This window comes from Aquabacterium sp. (assembly GCF_016195855.1).
Taxonomy (GTDB): domain Bacteria; phylum Pseudomonadota; class Gammaproteobacteria; order Burkholderiales; family Burkholderiaceae_C; genus Aquabacterium.
Window position 1 is genome coordinate 57,301 of record NZ_JACPYU010000003.1, and the last position, 19,433, is coordinate 76,733.

The window sequence follows — 19,433 nt, forward strand, 5'->3', positions numbered from 1 at the left end:
GCTAAGCTGTCGGCCATGCGCCCTTCTGTACGCCAACACTTTGAACTGCGCCTGCTGTGGCCCATCTTGCTGATGGCCGTCGCGGTATGGGGCTTCATGAAGATCGCTGGCGAGGTGCTGGAGGGCGATGCCCGCACCGTGGACCTGTGGATCCTTCATCTGCTGCGAACCGGCGACCAGCACCTCACCCCCGCAGGGCCGCTGTGGCTGCAGGAGGGCATGCGCGATCTCACGGCACTGGGCAGCCCGGCCGTGCTGACGCTGGCTGTGGGCGCGGTATGGGGCTACCTGGTGATGGCGCGCCAGCGTGTCATGTCCTGGCTGGCGCTGGGCTCTGCGATCGGCGGGGTGCTCGTGGCGTACAGATTGAAGACCCTGTTTTCCCGCGCCAGGCCGGATGCTGTCTTCCACGCGGCCGTGGCCTCGGGCTACAGCTTCCCGAGCGGCCACGCGATGATGTCGGCCATCGTCTACCTGACCTTGGCGGCGTTGATCGCCCGTCTGGCGCCACGCACCCGCCTTAGGCTGTACGTGATGGCCGTCGCGCTGCTGATCACGGGCCTGGTCGGCTTGTCGCGCATCTACCTGGGTGTGCACTGGGCCTCCGACGTGGTGGGGGGCTGGGCAGCCGGTGCAGCCTGGGCCCTGATGTGCTGGCTGCTGGCCAGCAGGCTGCACCTGGGGCAGGAGAGCAGCCGATGAAAGGCCACCGCTTCCTGGATCGCCTGGGCTATGCCTGGGCTGGCCTGCGTGCGGCCTGGCGCATGGAAAAGAGCCTGCGCACGCACGCGCTGGCCGCTGCGGGCGTGTTGGCAACGCTGCTCTTCACGCGCGCGCCGGGTGTGTGGTGGGCCGTGTTGACCCTGACCGTGGCCTTCGTGCTGGCCACCGAGTTGCTCAACACCGCCCTGGAGACCTTGTGCGATCACCTGCACCCGCAGCGCCACGAGGCCATCAAGCTGACCAAGGACATCGCAGCCGGTGCCGTGCTGGTGAGCAGCCTGGCCGCCCTGCTCGTGGGCGCGGCCTTTCTGGTTGGCCACGTGCTGCCCTGGCTGGGCTGGATCAGGCCATAGCGCCTTCGCTGCGCCTGCGGGCCTGCTCTGATTTGACAGCGGCCAGAACGGCATCCAGGCGCAGCAGCACCCCCCCAACGTCCAGTGGTTTGGGCCAGAAGTCGGCGAAGCCTTGTTCACGCGCGCGGGTCAGCGGGTCCTTGGAGACATCGGCCGACATGGCGATGCAGATCAAACCCTGGCCTTGGGGCATCTGCCGGATGAGCGCCAGCACCTCGCCACCACTCATGTCGGGCAGGTTGATGTCGATGAGCACCAGGTCGGGCCAGCTGTGCTGCAACCTGTCCAAGCCCTTTTCGCCGTCCTCGGCAATCAGCAGCTTGACGTCCGGGCGAAGGTCGAAAATGGCGCGCAGCAAGGCGGCATTCAAGGGGTTGTCTTCAATGCACAGCACAGTGGTCAAGCTGTCATCGGCCTGACGGGGGCGGGTTGCAGCCGGCTCAGGCGGGGCGGCTGGCGCGCTGGCCTGCGCCACCAGCGGCATGTGCACGGTCACCGTGGTGCCCACGCCCTCCGTGCTGTCCAGGGTGATCTCGCCCCCCATCGATTCGATCAGCCGGCGCGTGATCACCAGGCCCAGGCCCGTGCCCTCGATGCCATCGCGGTCGGCCCCCAGGCGGTTGAACGGCTCGAACAGGCCCCGCATCTGCACGGCACTGAGCCCTCGGCCTGTATCGGCGATGCGCAACAACAGCCGCTCGCCTGCGCCCTCGCCCTCGTTGATCGCGCAATGCACGGTGACCTTGCCACCCACGCGGTTGTACTTGACGGCGTTGGACAGGATGTTGATGAGCACCTGCTTGAGCCGACGCTCATCGCCCATGATCTGGCGGCGCTCGACCTTGGCCGCGTCCACATGCACCGACACGCCCATGGCTTCGGCTTGCGGCAAGACCATGGGCAGGCTCTGAGAGATCAGCTCGCCGATGCGCACGGGCTCTATCGTGAGGCCCGCATCACCCGATTCGATGCGGGTCAGATCCAGGATGTCGTTGATCATCTCTAGCAAATGCTCGCCGGCCCGCAGGATGTACTCGACGTGCAGACGCTGCCCTGCTGCCATGCGCGAATTGGCATCATGCAAAAGCAGTTGGGCGAACCCGATGACGGCGTTGAGCGGGGTGCGCAGCTCATGGCTCACGCGCGACAGGAACTCGCTCTTGGCCTGGCTGGCCTTCATCATGGCCTGGCGCTCCAGCAAGGCGGCCTCGGCCTGCTTGCGCTCGGTGATGTCACGCGAGAGCACGATGAAACGGGTGTCCAGCCCGTTGACCCCACCCTTGCGGGACACCGACAGCTCAAACCAATGAGGGCCTTGCGGCAAATCGACCTCAAGTTGGGCACCCGCAGAGGTGCCGCTCGACAACGCAGCTTCCATGGCGGCCACCACCACCTGCGCCTGCGAGGCAGGCATCACGTCCTGAATGGTCTTGCCCAGCAGCTCCTCGGCGGGCCGTATCAGGGTGTCGGGGCGGGACGAGTGCACGGCGTGGTAGCGGCCATGCAGGTCCAGCTCCAGCATCACATCGGGCACGGCATCCAGCGTGGCGCGCAACTGGTCACCCATGAGCGCCATTTCGCGGTAAGGCTCTTCGATCACTTCCACAAACACGGCGCGGTACAGGAAAAGGTAGGACACCACCTTGTACAAATGCCCGGTGAAATTGTAGATGTCACCCATCGTGGCGTACAGGGTGAAGAAGCACTCGCTCATGGCCATGACACACACGGCGCCAAACAGGGATGCGGCATTGAATGGCAGGGGCCGGCGCATCTGCATATAAAGACACCACGCGGCAGCCAGGTTCATGCCGATGATCAGGTACTCGGCGCCGATCTTGAACGCGGTCAGCCCGGTGCCTGGGCGGAATGTCGCAGGCACCCAGTCAGCGTGAAACAGAAAGACCCAATAGCTGGCAGCCACCACGCTCAACACAGCCAGCAGCCAACCAAAACGCCCCATTTGGGAAGCTGATCGGCCCGGCGGCAGCATCGCCACGGCCAGCAGGGCCGATGCGGCCAGGAACCGGGCGGCCAGCCAGAAATGGATCGCCTTTTGCGGGCCCGCTGGTGTGACGAAGCGGGGCATGCCCATGAAGGACAAGGCATGCGCAAAATCCAGCATGGCCACGCCCAGGAAGGCGCAGGCCAGAATCACGGCATGGCGTGGCAGCGCGCGGCGATAGGCGTTCCAGCCCGAAGCAAACACCAGCACGGCAATGACGACCGCCACCATTTCCAGCAAGGTGTGGATGGGGACGTAGTCTTCGATTTTTTGAAAGCCCGCCCAGAATGGCACGGTCCAGGCCAGGATCAGGCCCAACGCCATGACGGTGATCAGGATCAGGGCCTGCCGCATGGGTGCGCGATGGCTGTGATGCAGCATCACACCGCTCCTTGAAGTTTATGTCTTGGAGTCTGGGCACCGGAGCCACAACAACATCAACGACAAATACAAGGGCGTGTGCCAAGACCTGTGGCAAACATTGTGTCACGCCCGGTTCATTGTCACCAACTTGGTGCACGCCAGGCACCTGTCAACTCAGACAGGCCAGACAAGGCCTGCAATGCGTTGGCCGTGGTGCGGGCTTGGGTCTGCTCGGGCGTCCAGCCGCGCAAAGCCGCCAAGGTCAGCGCAATGCGGGGCAACTGGGCCGGCTCGTTGCGGCTGCGTTGCCCTTGCGCCCGTGCTTCGGCCGTCTGGTAGAGCCAGTGAGGTGGGATGTCGGGGGCATCGGTCTCCAGCACGAGGGCGTCTTCAGGCAGGCTGGCCGCCAGGCGGCGGATCTGCAGGGCGCGCTCAAAGGTCATGGCGCCGCCAAAACCCAGCTTGAAGCCCAGGTCGACAAAGGCCTGAGCCTGCTGCTCGCTGCCGTTGAAGGCATGCGCGATGCCGCCGCACACTGGGCGCCCGGCGTCACGCAGACGCCGCAGGTGCTTGAGCAGGCTGTCCGCGCTGCGGCGCACATGCAGGATCACAGGCAGCCCATGGGCCACGGCCAGATCCAGCTGCGCCGCATACAGGCGCTCCTGCAAGGCCTTGCTGCCTTCGTCCTGCAGGTCGGGCACGAAGTAATCCAGTCCGATTTCGCCCACGGCCACCAGGCGCGGGTCGTCTCGCCAGGCCTGCAGGGCCTGGGCCAGGCTGGCCAGGGCCTCTTGCTCGGGCGTGTCGCGCACATAAAGGGGGTGGATGCCCAGGGCATACGCGCCACCGCATTGCATGGCCGCGGCACGGGCGGTGGCAAAGGTGGCGGGTGACACGGCGGGGACCACGATCAGCCCCACGCCCGCGTCCCGCGCCCGCTGGATCACCGCCGCGCGGTCCGCATCAAACTCGGGGGCATCGAGGTGGCAATGGGTGTCGAGCCACATGAGGATCCCCCTGCCCGATCAGGGCTCGAACCGCCCGTTGACCAGGCGGTGGCGCTGCGCGCAGCGTTGCGCCAGGCTGGCGTCGTGGGTGACCATCACAACGGCCGTACCCTGGTCGGCTGCGAGTTGCAGCATCAGGTCGAACACGATGTCGGCCGTGTTGCGGTCGAGGTTGCCGGTGGGCTCGTCGGCCAGGACGCAGGCAGGCTGCGTGACCAGGGCGCGGGCCACGGCCACACGCTGGCGCTCGCCGCCAGACAGCTCGGCCGGCCGGTGCTCGACGCGGTTGAGCAGGCCCACCCTGTCCAGCCACTGGCGTGCCTGCGCGCGTGCCTGCTCCTGCGGCATGCGGCGGATCAACAAGGGCATGGCCACATTGTCCAGCGCCGTGAACTCGGGCAGCAGATGGTGGAACTGGTAGATGAAACCCAGGTGCTGGTTGCGCCAGGCGCCTTGTTGCGCCGGGTTCATGTCGGCCAGATCACGCCCCATGAGCTGCACACGCCCGCTGGTGGGGCCATCCAGCCCGCCCAGCAGGTGCAGCAAGGTGCTCTTGCCCGAGCCCGAGGCCCCTACCACGGCGACGGTTTCGCCGCGCGAGACATGCAGGTCCACACCCTGCAGGATGGTCACATCCAGCGGGCCTTCGTGGAAACGTTTGACCAGCCCTTGGGCCTGGAGAATAGAAGTGTCAGCCATGCCGATCAGATATTGAGCAACCACACCAGGACGTTCTTGGCAATGAAGCCCAACATCCCGAAACCCAGCACGATGAACAGCATGAAGGTGCCGAACTTGCCGGCCTTGGACTCGCGTGCCAGCTGGAAGATGATGAAGAACATGTAGAGAATGAAGCCGCCCACACCGACGGTCAGCCCCAATTGAGCAATCTGCTCCTCGCTCAGACCAAACATATCAAACCGCTTCCCGGACCACCAGATCGCGATACGCATGCCAGGTGGCATGGCCCAGAACCGGTATCACCAGAATCAAACCAAACATCAGGGTGCCCAGCCCCAGCAGGCTCAGCGTCATCACGATCGCGGCCCAGGTACTCAGGCAAATGGGGTTGGCCGCCACGGCCCGCCAACTGGTCAGCACGGCGCGCTGCACGCTGACCTTGCGGTCCACCAGCAAGGGAATGGCCACGACGCTGGACGCGAACACGGGCGCGGCCATCACGCCGCCGACCAGCAGCCAGATCTCGAAGAAACCAGGGTTGGGCGAGAGCACCACACGGTGCAGGAAATCAGTCGGCGTGGTCACGGGTGGCTTGATGCCCAGCGTGATCAACGCGGCCGAGGTCATGACCCAGCCCGTGCCCAGGGCCGCCAGCAGCAGGCCGAACTTGACCAGGCGACGGTCCATGGACGACCACACCGCCCATACGGCCTCGAAGCCGGCGGGCTCGCCACGCAACAAGGCGCGGCTGACGGCATACAGCCCGGTGCTCAGGATGGGCGCCACCATCAGGAAGCCGGACAGGGCCCCGGCCAGGATCCAGAAATGATCCCAGGCCATCAGCATCAAGAGGCCACCAAAAGCCCCCATGACCGCGCCATGAACCAGGCCCACCACGGGCGCTTCCATGAAGTCGCTCCAGCCCCGGGCCAGCCAGATGAAGGTCCGCAGGGAATGCACCTTGCGGACACGCAACGGACGGTCTTGAGCACGCAGCAGTTCACTCATAACGCAGGGCCTCGGCGGGTTGCACACGGCTGGCGCGCCAGCTGGGGTACAGCGTGGCAGCCAGGGACAGAACCAGGGAAATCAGGGCGATGGGGATGATGTCGCCCCATTGCGGGTCAGAGGGCATCTGGGAGATCAGGTAGATGCTGCCAGGCAGGAAGCGCACGCCCAGCAGGTGTTCGATAAAGGGCACGATGACGTCCAGGTTGAAGGCCACCAGCAGGCCCAGGCCCAGGCCACCCAGGGTGCCCATCACGCCGGACAAAGCGCCCTGCACCATGAAGATCGCCATGATGGAGCGCGGGCTGGCGCCCAGGGTACGCAAGATGGCGATGTCAGCGCGTTTGTCGGTCACGGTCATCACCAGGGTGGACACCAGGTTGAAGGCGGCCACCGCCACGATCAGCGTGAGGATGATGAACATCATGCGCTTTTCCACCTGCACCGCGTCAAACCAGTTGCGGTTGGTGCGGGTCCAGTCGCGCACGATCACGTCGGGGCCGAGCGAATCGGCCAGCTCATTGCCAACGCTGCGGGCCAGTTGCGCGTCCTTCAACTTGAGCTGCACGCCCGTCACGCCACCGGTACGGAACAGCTTGGCAGCGTCATCGGCATGCATCAGCACCAGGCCGCTGTCGTACTCGTAATGGCCGGCATTGAAAACGCCCACCACCGTCACCTGCTTGAGGCGCGGCACCACGCCGGCTGGCGTCATCTGGCCGCTGGGGGCCACCACGGTGAGCACATCGCCCTCGTTCACGCCCAGGCTGCGCGCCATCTCGATGCCGATGATCACGCCCCAGCCACCGCTGTGCAGGCGCGCAAAGGTGTCCTTCATGCTGGCGGCCAATGGCGTGACCGCCACTTCTTCAGACGGCACGATGCCGCGCACCAGGGCGCCGCGCATGTCATCACCCCGGGCAACCAGGGCCTGCGCGGGCAGGAAGGGCGCCACGCCGACCACGGCAGGGTTGCGCCGGGCCTTGTCGGCCAACACATGCCAGTCGGGCAAGGCACCGCCACGGGCATCAAACAGCTCGACATGGGCCACCACGGACAGCATGCGGTCACGCACTTCCTTCTGGAAGCCGTTCATGACCGACAGCACGATGATCAGCGCCGCCACGCCCAACGTGATGCCCAGCACCGACACGCCGGAAATGAAAGAAATGAAGCCGTTGCGGCGTGTGGTACGGCTGGCGCGGGTGTATCGCCACCCGACGCGCCATTCAAAAGGCAAATTCATGATGGGGGGAGTGTACCCACTTGATAATCACGCCTTGTTCACACGCCCTATGCCTGATCACGTGACGCCCCCGCCATCCCTGCACTGGATCGTGCCCTTTGCCGCCAGCCTGTCCGAGCCCTGCCAGCACGCACTGCCCCGCCTGGCCGATGCCAAAGCCTTGCCCCATCTGCGGCGCTTGCTGAGCCAGTTGCAGGAAGTGGCCCGCATCGAGGGGGACGAATACGCCTTGTCCATGCCGCACGAGCGGGTGCTGGCTGCCGCCATGGGCTGGCCGGATCAGGATGGCCTGCTGCCCTGCGCAGCCTGGTGGGCGAAGCAGGACGGCGTGAAGCTGACGGCCGATGCGCACTGGGGCCTGCTCAGCCCGGGTCACTGGCTGATGGGGCGCGATCACCTGACCTTGCTGGACCCGGCCACCCTGGGCCTGAGCGAAGCCGAATCACGCGCCCTGTTCGAGGCCGTGCGGTCCCTTTTTGAAAGCGATGGCTGGACGCTGATCTGGGGCGCCAGCCAGCGCTGGTACGCCTCGCACCCCTCGCTGCAAGACCTGCCCACCGCCTCGCTGGACCGCGTGATCGGCCGAAATCCCGATGTCTGGCTGACCGACCACCCCCAGGCCCGCACCCTGCGCCGCCTGCAAAGCGAAGTGCAGATGCTGCTCTACCAGCACCCCATCAACGACGCCCGGGAGCAAGCCGGCCTGGCCACGGTCAACTCCTTCTGGCTCAGCGGCTGCGGGCCGGTGCCAGCCTGTACGGCCACGCCCGATCACATCCAGTTGGTCAACGACCTGCGCGCGCCCTTGCTGGCCGACGACATGGCCGCATGGCTGGACGCCTGGGCCCAGGTGGACAACAACGTGCTGAAACAGGCGCTGCAGGCCATGGATGCCGGAAAGACCATCGCGCTGACCCTGTGTGGTGAGCGGCATGCTGTCACACTGGCCACCGCACCTGCGCCCGGACTGGGGGGCCGCATGTGGCAATCTGTGAAACGCCTGACCTCATCCCGCAGTGGCCCGGACCCCGTGGCCCTGCTCAACAGCCTGTAAGCGACGCCCATGAAAATCACCCCCCGAGAGGTCCCTCCACGCACAGCCTGGGCCCTGGAGGAAGCCGGCGTTCACCCGCTGCTGGCGCGCCTGTTTGCCGCCCGGGGCGTGCGCAGCGTCGACGAACTCGATGACAGCCCGGCCCGGCTGCTGGCCCCGCAGGACCTGAAAGGCGCCACGCAGGCCGCCACCTTGCTGGCCGACGCCATCACGCAGGGCCAACGCATCTGCATCGTGGCCGACTACGACTGCGATGGCGCAACCGCCTGCGCCGTGGGCCTGCGCGGCCTGAAGATGCTGGGCGCGCGCGCTGATCAGGTCAGCTACGTGGTGCCCGACCGCGCCGTGCATGGCTACGGCCTGACGCCGCCCATCGTGGACATGGTGCGCGCCAAGCAGGCCGATGTGCTGGTGACCGTGGACAACGGCATGGCCAGCCACGAGGCCGTGACCAAAGCCCGCTCGCTGGGCTTGAAGGTCATCATCACCGACCACCACTTGCCTGTGGTACTGGACGACGGCCAGGTCAGCCTGCCCGATGCCGACGTGATCGTGAACCCCAACCAGCCCGGCTGCCCGTTTGCCAGCAAGGCCCTGGTGGGCGTGGGCGTGATGTTCTACGTGCTGCTGGCCTTGCGGGCCGAGTTGCGCCAGCGCGGCATGTTTGACGCCGCCAGCCAACCCCGCATCGACAACCTGCTGGACCTGGTCGCCCTGGGCACCATCGCCGACGTGGGCCGGCTGGACGCCAACAACCGCCGCCTGGTGGCGCAAGGCCTCAAGCGCATCCGCGCCGGGCGCATGCAACCGGGCATCGCCGCGCTGTTTGCGGCCGCGGGCCGTGATCCGGCCAAGGCCACCAGTCAGGACTTCGGTTTTGCGCTGGGCCCGCGCGTGAACGCCGCCGGCCGCCTGGCCGAAATGGGCCTGGGCATCGAGTGCCTGAGCACGGATGACGCCGGCCGCGCCGACCTGCTGGCCCGCCAGCTGGACACCATCAACCGCGAACGGCGCGAGCTGGAATCGGGCATGCGCGAGCAGGCCGAGCAACTGCTCGAATCCGTCATGCCAGAAGGTGAGCCGCCCGCCGCGGTGTCCATTTTCGATCCCGATTTCCACGAGGGCGTCGTGGGCATCGTGGCCTCAAGGCTGAAAGACCGGCTGCACCGCCCCACCTTCGTGTTCGCGCTGGGCCAGGACGGGCTGCTCAAGGGCTCGGGGCGCTCCATCCCCGGTTTTCACCTGCGCGATGCGCTGGACCTCGTCAGCAAGCGCCACCCCGGTCTGCTCAAGCGCTTTGGTGGCCACGCCATGGCGGCGGGCTGCACCATCGCCGAAGCCGACTTCGAGACCTTCGACACCGAGCTGACCCGCATTGCGCAGGAGGGCCTGGACCCCAGCCTGCTGCTGCGCCAGATCAGCACGGATGGCCCGCTGGACGCGCAATGGTTCACACCCGAGACCGTGGCCCAGCTCGACAGCGCCGTGTGGGGCCCGGGCTTTGACGCGCCCGTGTTCAGCGACCAGGCCGACGTGCTGGGCCAGCGCCTGGTGGGCGAACGCCACCTCAAGCTCAGCCTGCGTGTGCAGGGCCAGGTGCGCGACGGCATCTGGTTCGGGCACACCGACCCCTTGCCGGCGAAAACGCAATTGGCTTACCGCGTCAGCCTGGACGAATTCCAGGGACGTCAGCGTGTTCAGATCGTGGTGGAAGGCGCCGTCGACATCGCCTGACACCGTTTGCGGTGCCAGCGGGGACAGGCCCAGGCTCAACGGTAGGCGTTGAGCGCCTTGGATACCGGCGTCTGGGCCAGGTTGCCGTAAGTGCTGCTTTCCTCGCGGGGAAACAGCACGCTCAGCGTGCGGTCGATGGAGGCATTGGCCCGGTTCACGGCCGCTTGCTGGGCCAGCACACGGGTCTGCGCCAGTTTCAGGCGCGAGCGCAATTCATCGGTCAGGGGCATCAAACCGGCCTGCTCGGCCTTGCGAAATGCCACGAGCGACTCGGCCAGGCCACGCTGCAGGTGCAGGGACTGCTGGGCGATCTGCTCGCCGTCACCAGAGGCAAAAGCCTTGTCCAGCTCGGACAGGCGCTGCTCGATGTCCACCACATGGGCGGCCATCTCCGCAGACACCTCTTCAGAACGGGGCAATGTTTGCGCCATGGTTGACTCCAAGCTCAGCCTCAGCCCTGCTTGCCTTGCAGCAGTTCCTTGGCATTGCTGATCAGCTTGTCAGCGATGACTTCAGGGTTGACCTGGTAGGTACCGCTGTCGATGGCGTTCTTGACGCTGGACACCTTGTCCGCATCAAAACTGCCGTCTGCCGCCGAAATCAAACCCGCAGCCGCGTTGGAGAGCGTGACTTTTGCACTCTCGCTGACGCCGCCCGATGCCGATGTCTTTCCAGTCTTGCTGCCGCCCTCGGTACGCTGGCTGACGCCACCTACCGCTTTGTCTAAAGGGTTGCCGATCTTCATGATGTACTCCTTGATCCCGGTGCATACCGAGTGGTCACATCCGCGATATCGACGCGGGGCTGACCGACTTTAATGCCAAACACGCCAAACCCCCTAGCCAGGGGGGACGAATTGGCAAGAAACTGTTTCACAGGGACAACTCCACCTGTCGATCGCCAACCGGGTGTCCGCAGACCACCCGGCCGTTGTCGGTGCGCACGCGGGCACATTGGCCCTCGTCCCCGGGCGTCAAGGCCGTGCCTTCTGCCGCAATCTGAAAACCATCGCCGCGCACGGTCAGGCGCACGGGGTCACCGGCGGCAAACCAGCGGCGGGCTTTCACATCGTCCAGACGGACGCTTTGACCCGTTTCGATACCGCGCACCAGGGTGCGCCCCACGATGTCCGCCAGGCGCGTGACAGCGGGGGAAGTCTTGTCGGCCAGGTCCACCTCGGCCAGGCGCAGGTCGCTTTCGGCCACCGGGTTGCCAGGGCGCAGCGGCACCGCGGCCACCAGTGCCTGTCCCCAGACCTTGACGGTGACCGGCCAGAACACGTTCCAGCGCACCGGGCCTTGCTCGCAGCGCAGGCCCACGCGGGTCTTGCCCCACATCTGGACGCCGTCGGGCATATAGGTACGCACCTTGTCGCAGGGCGCCAGCTTCAGGCGCGGGTCCAACTGGCCCAGCACCACCTCGACACGCCAGGCCTTTTTTTGCGATGCGGCATCGCTCGCAATGCCTTGAGGCAAGGCCTGCTGCTTGAGCAGGGAGCTCACCTGGGACTGCAGGCCCACGGTGTCTGCCAATGGCGCAGCTTGCGCGCGCGCGGGCGGCGCAAAGGTTGCCGCAAACGTGCACATCCCGGCCCACAGCATGGAGCTGAGCACGGCCATCAGGAACTGGGCGGGTGCCAGCCCGATGTCCTGGCAGAGGCGGCCGGAGCGATCGATGGACGTTTTCATGGTGAGTTGACTGTACGAAGCAAGGCGCCCATGCAAGGAAAGGAAATGAAGGCGGAATGGCCCGCTATTTCGGCTCATGTTTTCGCCCCAGCCGATCAACATCCCAGACAAGCTGCCTCGTCGTGCATGTGCCTTGGAAAAGGCGCCACGGCACCAGGCGGTAGATGTGACCAGCCCCGGAGGGCCCAGACCATGCTGAACCGATTGACCGACTCCTTGAACTTCCAGGCCGAAGCGCTCTCGCTGCGGTCGGAACGCCAACGCCTGATCGCCAGCAACATCGCCAACGCGGACACCCCGGGCTACGTGGCACGCGATTTTGATTTCGCCACCGCCCTGCGCCAGGCCTCCGGACAAGGCTCGGTCGGTGACAGCGCCGTGCACGGCCCCAAGCTGACCATGGCCGCCTCCAACGGCGGCCACCTCAACCGCAATGGCCAGCCCGTCGGTGGCCGTGATCAGCCCGACATGAACTACGCCCTCGCCTCGCAGACCAATCTGGACAGCAACACCGTGGACATGGACCGCGAGCGCGCCAACTTCGCCGACAACACCGTGCGCTACGAAGCCACGCTGCGTTTCATCAACGCGCAGGTTCGCACGCTGAACACGGCGATCACAGGCCAGTAAGGAGACCATCATGTCGATGTTCAAGATTTTCAATGTGGCAGGCAGCGCGGTCAGCGCGCAGTCGCAGCGCCTCAATGTGGTCGCCTCCAACCTGGCCAACGCCGACACGGTGGCCGGCCCCGATCGCGCCGCCTACAAGGCCCGCCAGGTCGTCTTCACCACGACGCCCATGGGCGAAGTCGGCACCGCTGGCGTCACCGTCAGCCAGGTCACCGAAGACGCCAGCCCCGGCCGCCGTGTGCACGACCCCAAGCACCCCCAGGCCGATGCCGAAGGCTACGTGACCTACAGCAACGTCAACACGGTCGAGGAGATGGTCAACATGATCTCGGCCTCGCGCTCCTACCAGAACAACATCGAAGTCATGAACACGGCCAAGAGCCTGCTCATGAAGACCCTGCAGATGGGTCAAGGCAGCTGATCACCCCAAGCATTGATTGAACAGGACCCGCCATGACCACCGTCACCAACAACACAGCGACCAGCGGCACCGCCGCCACGTCAAGCACAGCGACCACGTCCAAGAACAGCATGTCCGAGGCTTCGGACCGCTTCCTCAAGCTGCTGGTCACCCAGATGCAGAACCAGGACCCGCTCAACCCGGCCGACAACTCGCAGATCACCAGCCAGATGGCGCAGATCAACACGGTCACGGGCATCGACAAGCTCAACACCACGATGACGAGCATGAGCACCAACATGACGCAACTGCAGATGCTGCAAGGCGCCAGCCTGGTGGGGCATTCGGTCGTCATGGAAGGCAACCAGCTGGGCACCAACACGGCAGGCAACGGCGTGGGTGGCTATCAACTGGCCGCCGCCGCATCCAACGTCCAGGTCGATATCTACAACTCGGCCGGCATCAAGCTCGACACCATCACGCAAAGCGGCATGAGCGCCGGCCTGCAGTCCTTCGAATGGAAGCCGCCCACGGGCACCAGCATGAGCGGCCTGACCTTCAAGGTCACAGCCAACAGTGGCGGCAAGGCCATCACCAGCACGCCCATGATGAGCGACCTGGTCGACGCCGTCAGCACCGGCAGCAGCGGGCTCATGCTGGAGCTGCGCAACTCGGGCAGCACCGCCTACAACAAGATCAAGACCGTGTCCTGATCGACTCCCCCACCGTTTTCACCACGCCACCGCAGTAACGCCGAAAGGACATCACCATGGGCTTCCAGCAAGGACTATCCGGTCTGAACATCTCCAGTAAAAATCTGGAGGTGATCGGCAACAACGTGGCCAACGCAAATACCTACGGTGCCAAGTCATCGCGCGCCGAGTTTGCCGACATGTATGCGGCCTCCCTGGGCGGCGGCGGCAGCAACGGCATCGGTATCGGCGCCCGCGTGGCGGCCGTGGCGCAGCAGTTCACGCAAGGCAACATCACCACCACGTCCAACAGCCTGGACCTGGCCATCAACGGCCGGGGCTTCTTCGCGCTGGCCGACTCGCAAGGTGAGACGGTCTATTCGCGCAATGGCCAGTTCAAGCGCGATGCCAATGGCTACCTGATCAACAACGAGAAGCACCAGTTGCTGGGCCAGGCCCTGGATGCCACCGGCGCCCCCGCAGGCCCGGCCGGCACGCCCATCCAGCTGACCAACGACAGCTCGCCACCGCAAAAGGCCAGTGCCATCACCATGACGGCCAACATGGACGCGCGTGCCAAGCCCATTGCCACGGCCATTGACTTCGCGGACTCCAAGACCTACAGCTTCGTCACATCCCAGACGGCCTATGGTGACAACGGCGCACCCATCGCCCTGAACTACTACTTCAAGAAGACCGCCGACCCCACCCCTGGCGACCCCACCCTGACGCCCCCTGACCCGGGCACCGGCGGCACCTGGGAGGTCTACCTGAGCGCGGACGGCAATACCAATGCGGCCTCGGTACAGAACGACGGCGGCAGCCCCGCGCTGCCCACCCCGATCGCCACCTTCACGTACAACGCCAATGGCACCCTGCCCACTGGCACGGTGTTCACGATCCCGTCCATTCCGGGCGGCAACAACGGCCAGCCACTGACGGGCGTCACGCTCGACATCAGCGGCAACACCGAATACTCGGGCGCCTACTCCGTCACCGACCTGTCCGGCGGCGGTTATGCCCAGGGCAACCTGTCGGACTTCGTGATCGAAACCGACGGCACCGTGACCGCCCGCTACACGAACGGCCAGTCCAAGGCCCTGGCCCGTGTCCAGCTTGCCGACTTCAAGAACCTCAACGGCCTGCAACCGGTTGGCTCCAATGAATGGAAGCCCACTGCGTCGTCGGGCGACCCGCTGCCCCTGGGCACGCCCGGCAGCGGCGTTTACGGCCTGCTGCAGTCCGGCGCACTGGAAGAGTCCAACGTGGACCTGACCGGTGAGCTGGTCAACATGATCGTCGCCCAGCGTGCCTACCAGGCCAACGCCCAGACCATCAAGGCCGAAGACCAGGTCCAGCAAACGCTGGTGAACCTGCGTTGATGACCGGCCGCATCCAGCAGTAACAGGAGCACAAGATGGACCGCATGATCTACGTGAGCATGGCTGGCGCCAAGATGAACATGCAGCGCCAGGACGTGTTGTCCAACAACCTGGCCAACGTCAGCACCACCGGCTTTCGGGCCGAGCTGGAGGCTGTGCGGGCCGTGCCTGTGCGGGGCGATGGCGCCAGCACGCGTGTTTACTCGCTGGAAACCACGGTGGGCTACGACGACAGCGCCGGGCCCGTGACCTTCACCGGGCGTTCGCTGGATGTGGCCGCGCAAGGCAAGACCTGGATGGCCGTGCAGGCCCTGGATGGCACCGAGGCTTACACCCGCTCCGGCTCGTTCGCGGTCAATGCCGAGGGCATGCTGGTCACGCACAGCGGCCTGCCGGTGATGGGTGATGGTGGCCCGATCACCATCCCTGCCGGCGCCGAGCCCAGCATCGCGCCAGACGGCACGGTCAGCGCCAAGGCCGCCAACGGCAAGACCACTGGTGTGGGCAAGCTCAAGCTGGTGACCCCGCAAGACAAGATGGTGCGCGGCGATGACGGCTTGTTTCGCGCGCAGGACGGCGCCGAACTGCCGGCCGATGCCACTGCCCGCGTGCAGGACGGCTCGCTGGAAGGCTCCAACGTCAACCCCATCGAGACCATGGTGTCGATGATTGCCGCGGCCCGCCAGTTCGAGACCCAGATGAAGATGATGCAGACCGCCGAGTCCGACGAGAAGGCCGCAGCGCAGTTGCTGTCCGGCGGTTGACCACTGATTTGATTTGAGACGGCGCGCAGGCGCCAAGGAGCAATGCCATGATGCGTTCACTGTGGGTATCGAAGTCCGGCATGGAAGCCCAGCAGACCCAGCTGGATCACATTTCCCAGAACCTGGCCAACAGCGGCACCAATGGCTACAAGCAGTCGCACGCCATTTTTGAAGACCTGATGTACCAGAACCTGCGGCAAAGCGGTGCCAACAGCTCGGAGCAAACCCAGCTGCCCACCGGCTTGCAGGTTGGCCTGGGCGTGCGCGCCGTGGCCACCTCGCGCCAGTTCACGCAGGGCACGCTCACGCAGACCTCGAACAACCTGGACCTGGCCATCCAGGGCAAGGGCTTCTTCCAGATCACCATGCCCGATGGCACCACCGGCTACACCCGCGATGGCGCCTTCCAGATGGACGCACAAGGCCAGCTGGTCACCAACAACGGCTACCTGGTGCAACCAGGCATCACCGTGCCGGCCAACGCCACCAACGTGACGATCGGCAACGATGGCACGGTCACGGCCTCCATCCCCGGCCAGGTCCAGCCGCAGAACCTGGGGCAGATCCAGCTGGCGTCCTTCGTGAACCCGGCCGGCCTGGAGCCCAAGGGCCAGAACCTGTTTGCCGAGACCACCGCCTCGGGTGCCCCGCAGACCGGTGCGCCCACCGAGCAAGGCATGGGCACCTTGTCGCAAGGTTTTGTCGAATCGTCCAACGTGAACGTGGTGCAGGAACTGGTGACCATGATCCAGACCCAGCGCGCGTACGAGCTCAACTCCAAGGCCATCCAGACCTCGGACCAGATGCTGCAGAAACTGGGACAAATGTGATGAACGTCCTGCGCAAGCTGCTGCCGGTCTGCCTGCCCGCTACCTTGCTGGCCGGTTGCGTCACCACCTCGCCCAAAGTGGACGTGGCCGAGCCCACGCAGGCTCGCCCGTCTGCGGCCGCCTATGCGCCGGTCAACAATGGCGCCATCTTCCAGGCGGGGGGCTACCGCCCCTTGTACGAAACCCACCGCGCACGCATGGTGGGCGACATCATCACCGTCACCATCAGCGAGGCCACATCGGCCAAGCAGGAAACCACCAGCTCCATCGAGAAAAAGGGCAGCGTGAGCAGCGCCATCACGGCCGTGCCGCTCATTCGCCTGGACCAGGTGGCCAAACTGGGCGCGGCGGGCTCGTCGGACAACAAGTTCGACGGCACGGGCAGCACCGCGGCCACCGGCAATTTCACCGGCACCATCACCGCCACCGTCACCGAGGTGCTGCCCAATGGCCACCTGATCGTGGCCGGCGAAAAGCAGATCGGCGTGGCCAAGAACGTCGATGTGCTGCGTTTCTCGGGCCAGGTGGACCCGGTCAGCATCCAGCCCGGCAACACCGTGCTGTCCAGCCAGATCGCCAACGTGCGCATCGAGCACATGGGCCGAGGCGCCCAGCAAGATGCCCAGGGAATAGGCTGGCTTGCCCACTTCTTTTTGAGCATTTCGCCGTTCTAAAGAACTCGACAATGAAGCCGAACCCCCAAGGAAACGACGGGCCGCCCCTAGTTTCCTGGTACCCCCTCGGGGGGCCTGACGCGTAGTGGCAGGTCCGGGGGCCCTATATCTAGGATTTCGGCCTCATGGACACCTCGGATCGCCTCCTCAAACTGCTGATCGGCCTGGCCTTCCTGGCCGCCTCCGCGGCCCTGTGGTGGCCGGTGGATGCCAAAGCCGTTCGCCTCAAGGAAATCGCCGCCGTTCAAGGCGTGCGCAGCAACCAGCTGATGGGCTACGGCCTGGTCGTGGGCCTGGACGGCACCGGCGACCAGACCACCCAGGCGCCCTTCACTGCCCAGAGCCTCAACGCCATGCTGCAGCAGATGGGCATCACCATGCCCGCTGGTGCCACCATGCAGCTCAAGAACGTGGCGGCCGTGATGGTCACCGCGTCCCTGCCCCCCTTTGCGCAACCCGGCCAGGCCCTGGACGTGACCGTGTCCTCCATGGGCAATGCCAAATCGCTGCGCGGCGGCACCCTGATCGCCACCCCGCTCAAGGGCGCTGACGGCCAGATCTACGCCATGGCGCAAGGCAGCCTGGTGATCTCCGGTGCCGGCGCTTCCGCAGGCGGCGCCAAAGTCCAGGTCAACCAGCTCAGCGCCGGCCGCATCCCCAGTGGTGCCACCGTCGAGCGCAGCGTGCCCACACCCTGGCTGCAAAGCAGCACCGTGCAATACGACGTGCAGGCCGACGACTTCAACACCGCCCGCGAAGTGGCCAACGCCATCAACAAGGCCAAGGGCCCCGGCACCGCCGAGGCCCTCAACGGCCGCACGGTCAACGTCAACCTGCCCGCCCAGCCTGGTGCGCGTGTGGCCTTCATGGCCGACCTGGAAAACCTGTCCATCGACAAGGCCACGCCGGCTGCACGCATCGTGATCAATGCCCGCACCGGCTCCATCGTGCTCAACCAGGCCGTGACCATCGGGCCTTGCGCCGTGGCGCACGGCAACCTGTCGGTGACCATCAGCTCCACCCCGGTGATCAGCCAGCCCAGCCCCATGTCGCAAGGGCAGACCGTGGCCACCGAGAAGACCGACATCCGCATCAACCAGGAGCCCGGCGCCCTGATCCAGATGCCCGCCGGCACCAAGCTCACTGACGTCGTCAAGGCCCTCAACAGCCTTGGCGCCAACCCGCAGGACCTGCTGGCCATCCTGCAAGCCATGAAGGCGGCCGGCGCTCTCCAAGCCGAGCTGGAGGTGATCTGATGAGCCTGAATGCAACTTCCAAACAGTCCAATGGACTGACCCTTGACCTGCGCTCCCTGGACAGCCTCAAGGCCACGTCTGGCAAGGACCCCAAGGCAGGCATCAAGGACACCGCCAAGCAGCTTGAAGGCCTGTTCATGCAGGAGCTGGTCAAGAGCATGCGCTCGACCACGATGAACAGCGGCATGATGGACAACTCGGCCACCGAGATGGGCACCAACATGCTCGACACGCAGCTGGCCAACCAGATGACCGGCCTGCCCGGCGGCTTGAGCGACCTCATCACCAAGCAGCTGGAACGCCAGATGGGCATCGCCAGCAAGGACAGCAAGGGCAGCCCGCTCAAAGGCCTGGGCGACCTGTCGAGCCGCCTGCAGGATGACCCCGGCAACACGACCAGCGCCACCCGCAGCACACCCGACGCCCCTTACGTTGACAACAAGAACCTGAGCGCCTCGGAGCGCTTCGTGCGCAAACACCAGGAAGCCGCCAAGGCAGCCGAATCGGCCACCGGCATCCCTGCGTCCAACATCCTGGGCCAGGCCGCACTGGAGTCGGGCTGGGGCAAGCACGAAATCCGCATGAAGGACGGCGCATCCAGCCACAACCTGTTTGGCATCAAGGCCACCTCCGACTGGAAGGGCAAGGTCGCCGAGGTCACCACCACCGAATACATCGGCGGGGTGGCCCGCAAAGTGACCGCCAAATTCCGTGCGTATGACTCTTATGCAGACGCTTTCACGGACCACGCCAAGCTGCTCAGCAAGAGCCCGCGCTACAGTCAGACGGTGGCTCAGGCCGACACGGCCAGTGGCTTTGCCCGCGGATTGCAGAAAGCGGGCTACGCCACTGACCCGGCATATGCAGACAAGCTCACGAAGGTGATCAACACCACCTTGCGTCTGCAAAAGACCGTCACCTGACGGCCTGACAGGAGTACACC

General features: G+C 65.5%; 22 protein-coding genes. 13 read left to right on the forward strand and 9 right to left on the reverse strand.

What is annotated here, in order from left to right; all coding sequences use genetic code 11:
* The first annotated feature begins 15 nt into the window (after nucleotides 1–15).
* A complete protein-coding gene (locus tag HY019_RS01870) occupies nucleotides 16–702 on the forward strand; it encodes a phosphatase PAP2 family protein (protein WP_290687923.1) in 687 nt (228 codons plus the stop codon).
* Nucleotides 699–1,076 carry a diacylglycerol kinase gene (locus HY019_RS01875; protein ID WP_290687924.1) on the forward strand — a complete coding sequence of 126 codons (378 nt, stop codon included), beginning with the start codon at nucleotides 699–701 and terminating at the stop codon, nucleotides 1,074–1,076. The genes HY019_RS01870 and HY019_RS01875 overlap by 4 nt, the downstream gene beginning before the upstream one ends.
* Here HY019_RS01875 and HY019_RS01880 read toward each other — a convergent pair.
* The 6 genes from HY019_RS01880 to HY019_RS01905 form a co-directional block, all read right to left on the reverse strand.
* Nucleotides 1,066–3,462 (reverse strand): MASE3 domain-containing protein, encoded by a 2,397-nt coding sequence (locus tag HY019_RS01880; protein WP_290687926.1) that lies wholly within the window; start codon nucleotides 3,460–3,462, stop codon nucleotides 1,066–1,068. The genes HY019_RS01875 and HY019_RS01880 overlap by 11 nt on opposite strands.
* 122 nt (nucleotides 3,463–3,584) lie before the next feature.
* On the reverse strand, nucleotides 3,585–4,451 hold the full coding sequence (locus HY019_RS01885; RefSeq protein ID WP_290687927.1) for a TatD family hydrolase: 867 nt from the start codon (nucleotides 4,449–4,451) through the stop codon (nucleotides 3,585–3,587).
* Nucleotides 4,452–4,469: 18 nt separating this feature from the next.
* Nucleotides 4,470–5,150 carry a lipoprotein-releasing ABC transporter ATP-binding protein LolD gene (gene lolD, locus HY019_RS01890; protein WP_290687928.1) on the reverse strand — a complete coding sequence of 227 codons (681 nt, stop codon included), beginning with the start codon at nucleotides 5,148–5,150 and terminating at the stop codon, nucleotides 4,470–4,472.
* 5 nt (nucleotides 5,151–5,155) lie between these two features.
* The gene (locus HY019_RS01895; protein WP_290687929.1) at nucleotides 5,156–5,365 is read right to left on the reverse strand and encodes a DUF2788 domain-containing protein; all 210 of its coding nucleotides are present in this window, start codon (nucleotides 5,363–5,365) and stop codon (nucleotides 5,156–5,158) included.
* Nucleotide 5,366: 1 nt separating this feature from the next.
* Nucleotides 5,367–6,140, reverse strand: coding sequence for a DUF2189 domain-containing protein (locus HY019_RS01900; protein ID WP_290687930.1), 774 nt, complete (start codon nucleotides 6,138–6,140; stop codon nucleotides 5,367–5,369).
* Nucleotides 6,133–7,386 (reverse strand): lipoprotein-releasing ABC transporter permease subunit, encoded by a 1,254-nt coding sequence (locus tag HY019_RS01905; protein ID WP_290687932.1) that lies wholly within the window; start codon nucleotides 7,384–7,386, stop codon nucleotides 6,133–6,135. The genes HY019_RS01900 and HY019_RS01905 overlap by 8 nt, the downstream gene beginning before the upstream one ends.
* A gap of 49 nt (nucleotides 7,387–7,435) precedes the next feature.
* Between HY019_RS01905 and HY019_RS01910 the strand changes: the two genes are divergently transcribed.
* Together HY019_RS01910 and recJ are read left to right on the forward strand one after the other, a co-directional pair.
* On the forward strand, nucleotides 7,436–8,440 hold the full coding sequence (locus HY019_RS01910; protein WP_290687934.1) for a hypothetical protein: 1,005 nt from the start codon (nucleotides 7,436–7,438) through the stop codon (nucleotides 8,438–8,440).
* A 9-nt stretch (nucleotides 8,441–8,449) separates the two neighbouring features.
* Nucleotides 8,450–10,174: a single-stranded-DNA-specific exonuclease RecJ gene (recJ, locus tag HY019_RS01915; RefSeq protein WP_290687936.1), complete on the forward strand. Its 1,725-nt coding sequence runs from the start codon at nucleotides 8,450–8,452 to the stop codon at nucleotides 10,172–10,174.
* 35 nt (nucleotides 10,175–10,209) lie between these two features.
* Here the strand turns inward: recJ and HY019_RS01920 are convergent, their stop codons facing one another.
* The 3 genes from HY019_RS01920 to flgA form a co-directional block, all read right to left on the reverse strand.
* Nucleotides 10,210–10,605 carry a hypothetical protein gene (locus tag HY019_RS01920; protein ID WP_290687938.1) on the reverse strand — a complete coding sequence of 132 codons (396 nt, stop codon included), beginning with the start codon at nucleotides 10,603–10,605 and terminating at the stop codon, nucleotides 10,210–10,212.
* Nucleotides 10,606–10,625: 20 nt separating this feature from the next.
* A complete protein-coding gene (flgM, locus tag HY019_RS01925; protein ID WP_290687940.1) occupies nucleotides 10,626–10,919 on the reverse strand; it encodes a flagellar biosynthesis anti-sigma factor FlgM in 294 nt (97 codons plus the stop codon).
* Between the two features lie 127 nt (nucleotides 10,920–11,046).
* Complete coding sequence (gene flgA, locus HY019_RS01930; protein WP_290687942.1) at nucleotides 11,047–11,862, reverse strand: flagellar basal body P-ring formation chaperone FlgA; 816 nt, start codon at nucleotides 11,860–11,862, stop codon at nucleotides 11,047–11,049.
* Between the two features lie 192 nt (nucleotides 11,863–12,054).
* Here flgA and flgB point away from each other — a divergent pair, with 192 nt between their 5' ends.
* The 9 genes from flgB (at nucleotide 12,055) to flgJ (ending at nucleotide 19,413) form a co-directional block, all read left to right on the forward strand.
* Nucleotides 12,055–12,492: a flagellar basal body rod protein FlgB gene (flgB, locus tag HY019_RS01935; RefSeq protein ID WP_290687943.1), complete on the forward strand. Its 438-nt coding sequence runs from the start codon at nucleotides 12,055–12,057 to the stop codon at nucleotides 12,490–12,492.
* A 10-nt stretch (nucleotides 12,493–12,502) separates the two neighbouring features.
* Entirely contained in the window at nucleotides 12,503–12,913 is a 411-nt protein-coding gene (gene flgC, locus HY019_RS01940; protein WP_290687944.1) for a flagellar basal body rod protein FlgC, read from the forward strand.
* 32 nt (nucleotides 12,914–12,945) lie between these two features.
* Nucleotides 12,946–13,605, forward strand: a complete 660-nt coding sequence (locus HY019_RS01945; RefSeq protein ID WP_290687946.1) for a flagellar hook capping FlgD N-terminal domain-containing protein — start codon at nucleotides 12,946–12,948, stop codon at nucleotides 13,603–13,605.
* 56 nt (nucleotides 13,606–13,661) lie between these two features.
* Complete coding sequence (gene flgE, locus HY019_RS01950; RefSeq protein WP_290687948.1) at nucleotides 13,662–14,966, forward strand: flagellar hook protein FlgE; 1,305 nt, start codon at nucleotides 13,662–13,664, stop codon at nucleotides 14,964–14,966.
* A 35-nt stretch (nucleotides 14,967–15,001) separates the two neighbouring features.
* Nucleotides 15,002–15,730 (forward strand): flagellar basal-body rod protein FlgF, encoded by a 729-nt coding sequence (gene flgF, locus HY019_RS01955; protein WP_290687949.1) that lies wholly within the window; start codon nucleotides 15,002–15,004, stop codon nucleotides 15,728–15,730.
* Nucleotides 15,731–15,777: 47 nt separating this feature from the next.
* Nucleotides 15,778–16,560, forward strand: coding sequence for a flagellar basal-body rod protein FlgG (gene flgG / locus HY019_RS01960; protein ID WP_290687951.1), 783 nt, complete (start codon nucleotides 15,778–15,780; stop codon nucleotides 16,558–16,560).
* Nucleotides 16,560–17,234, forward strand: coding sequence for a flagellar basal body L-ring protein FlgH (locus HY019_RS01965; protein WP_290687953.1), 675 nt, complete (start codon nucleotides 16,560–16,562; stop codon nucleotides 17,232–17,234). The genes flgG and HY019_RS01965 overlap by 1 nt, the downstream gene beginning before the upstream one ends.
* Nucleotides 17,235–17,359: 125 nt before the next feature.
* Nucleotides 17,360–18,490 carry a flagellar basal body P-ring protein FlgI gene (locus HY019_RS01970; protein WP_290687955.1) on the forward strand — a complete coding sequence of 377 codons (1,131 nt, stop codon included), beginning with the start codon at nucleotides 17,360–17,362 and terminating at the stop codon, nucleotides 18,488–18,490.
* Complete coding sequence (flgJ, locus tag HY019_RS01975; protein WP_290687956.1) at nucleotides 18,490–19,413, forward strand: flagellar assembly peptidoglycan hydrolase FlgJ; 924 nt, start codon at nucleotides 18,490–18,492, stop codon at nucleotides 19,411–19,413. The genes HY019_RS01970 and flgJ overlap by 1 nt, the downstream gene beginning before the upstream one ends.
* Nucleotides 19,414–19,433: the final 20 nt, after the last annotated feature.

Excerpts from the sequence above, each read along its gene's own strand:
- HY019_RS01870 (WP_290687923.1), top strand. The coding sequence starts at position 16 with ATGCGCCCTTCTGTACGCCAACACTTTGAACTGCGCCTGCTGTGGCCC.
- HY019_RS01875 (WP_290687924.1), top strand. The coding sequence starts at position 699 with ATGAAAGGCCACCGCTTCCTGGATCGCCTGGGCTATGCCTGGGCTGGC.
- HY019_RS01880 (WP_290687926.1), bottom strand. The coding sequence starts at position 3,462 with ATGCTGCATCACAGCCATCGCGCACCCATGCGGCAGGCCCTGATCCTG.
- HY019_RS01885 (WP_290687927.1), bottom strand. The coding sequence starts at position 4,451 with ATGTGGCTCGACACCCATTGCCACCTCGATGCCCCCGAGTTTGATGCG.
- lolD (WP_290687928.1), bottom strand. The coding sequence starts at position 5,150 with ATGGCTGACACTTCTATTCTCCAGGCCCAAGGGCTGGTCAAACGTTTC.
- HY019_RS01895 (WP_290687929.1), bottom strand. The coding sequence starts at position 5,365 with ATGTTTGGTCTGAGCGAGGAGCAGATTGCTCAATTGGGGCTGACCGTC.
- HY019_RS01900 (WP_290687930.1), bottom strand. The coding sequence starts at position 6,140 with ATGAGTGAACTGCTGCGTGCTCAAGACCGTCCGTTGCGTGTCCGCAAG.
- HY019_RS01905 (WP_290687932.1), bottom strand. The coding sequence starts at position 7,386 with ATGAATTTGCCTTTTGAATGGCGCGTCGGGTGGCGATACACCCGCGCC.
- HY019_RS01910 (WP_290687934.1), top strand. The coding sequence starts at position 7,436 with ATGCCTGATCACGTGACGCCCCCGCCATCCCTGCACTGGATCGTGCCC.
- recJ (WP_290687936.1), top strand. The coding sequence starts at position 8,450 with ATGAAAATCACCCCCCGAGAGGTCCCTCCACGCACAGCCTGGGCCCTG.
- HY019_RS01920 (WP_290687938.1), bottom strand. The coding sequence starts at position 10,605 with ATGGCGCAAACATTGCCCCGTTCTGAAGAGGTGTCTGCGGAGATGGCC.
- flgM (WP_290687940.1), bottom strand. The coding sequence starts at position 10,919 with ATGAAGATCGGCAACCCTTTAGACAAAGCGGTAGGTGGCGTCAGCCAG.
- flgA (WP_290687942.1), bottom strand. The coding sequence starts at position 11,862 with ATGAAAACGTCCATCGATCGCTCCGGCCGCCTCTGCCAGGACATCGGG.
- flgB (WP_290687943.1), top strand. The coding sequence starts at position 12,055 with ATGCTGAACCGATTGACCGACTCCTTGAACTTCCAGGCCGAAGCGCTC.
- flgC (WP_290687944.1), top strand. The coding sequence starts at position 12,503 with ATGTCGATGTTCAAGATTTTCAATGTGGCAGGCAGCGCGGTCAGCGCG.
- HY019_RS01945 (WP_290687946.1), top strand. The coding sequence starts at position 12,946 with ATGACCACCGTCACCAACAACACAGCGACCAGCGGCACCGCCGCCACG.
- flgE (WP_290687948.1), top strand. The coding sequence starts at position 13,662 with ATGGGCTTCCAGCAAGGACTATCCGGTCTGAACATCTCCAGTAAAAAT.
- flgF (WP_290687949.1), top strand. The coding sequence starts at position 15,002 with ATGGACCGCATGATCTACGTGAGCATGGCTGGCGCCAAGATGAACATG.
- flgG (WP_290687951.1), top strand. The coding sequence starts at position 15,778 with ATGATGCGTTCACTGTGGGTATCGAAGTCCGGCATGGAAGCCCAGCAG.
- HY019_RS01965 (WP_290687953.1), top strand. The coding sequence starts at position 16,560 with ATGAACGTCCTGCGCAAGCTGCTGCCGGTCTGCCTGCCCGCTACCTTG.
- HY019_RS01970 (WP_290687955.1), top strand. The coding sequence starts at position 17,360 with ATGGACACCTCGGATCGCCTCCTCAAACTGCTGATCGGCCTGGCCTTC.
- flgJ (WP_290687956.1), top strand. The coding sequence starts at position 18,490 with ATGAGCCTGAATGCAACTTCCAAACAGTCCAATGGACTGACCCTTGAC.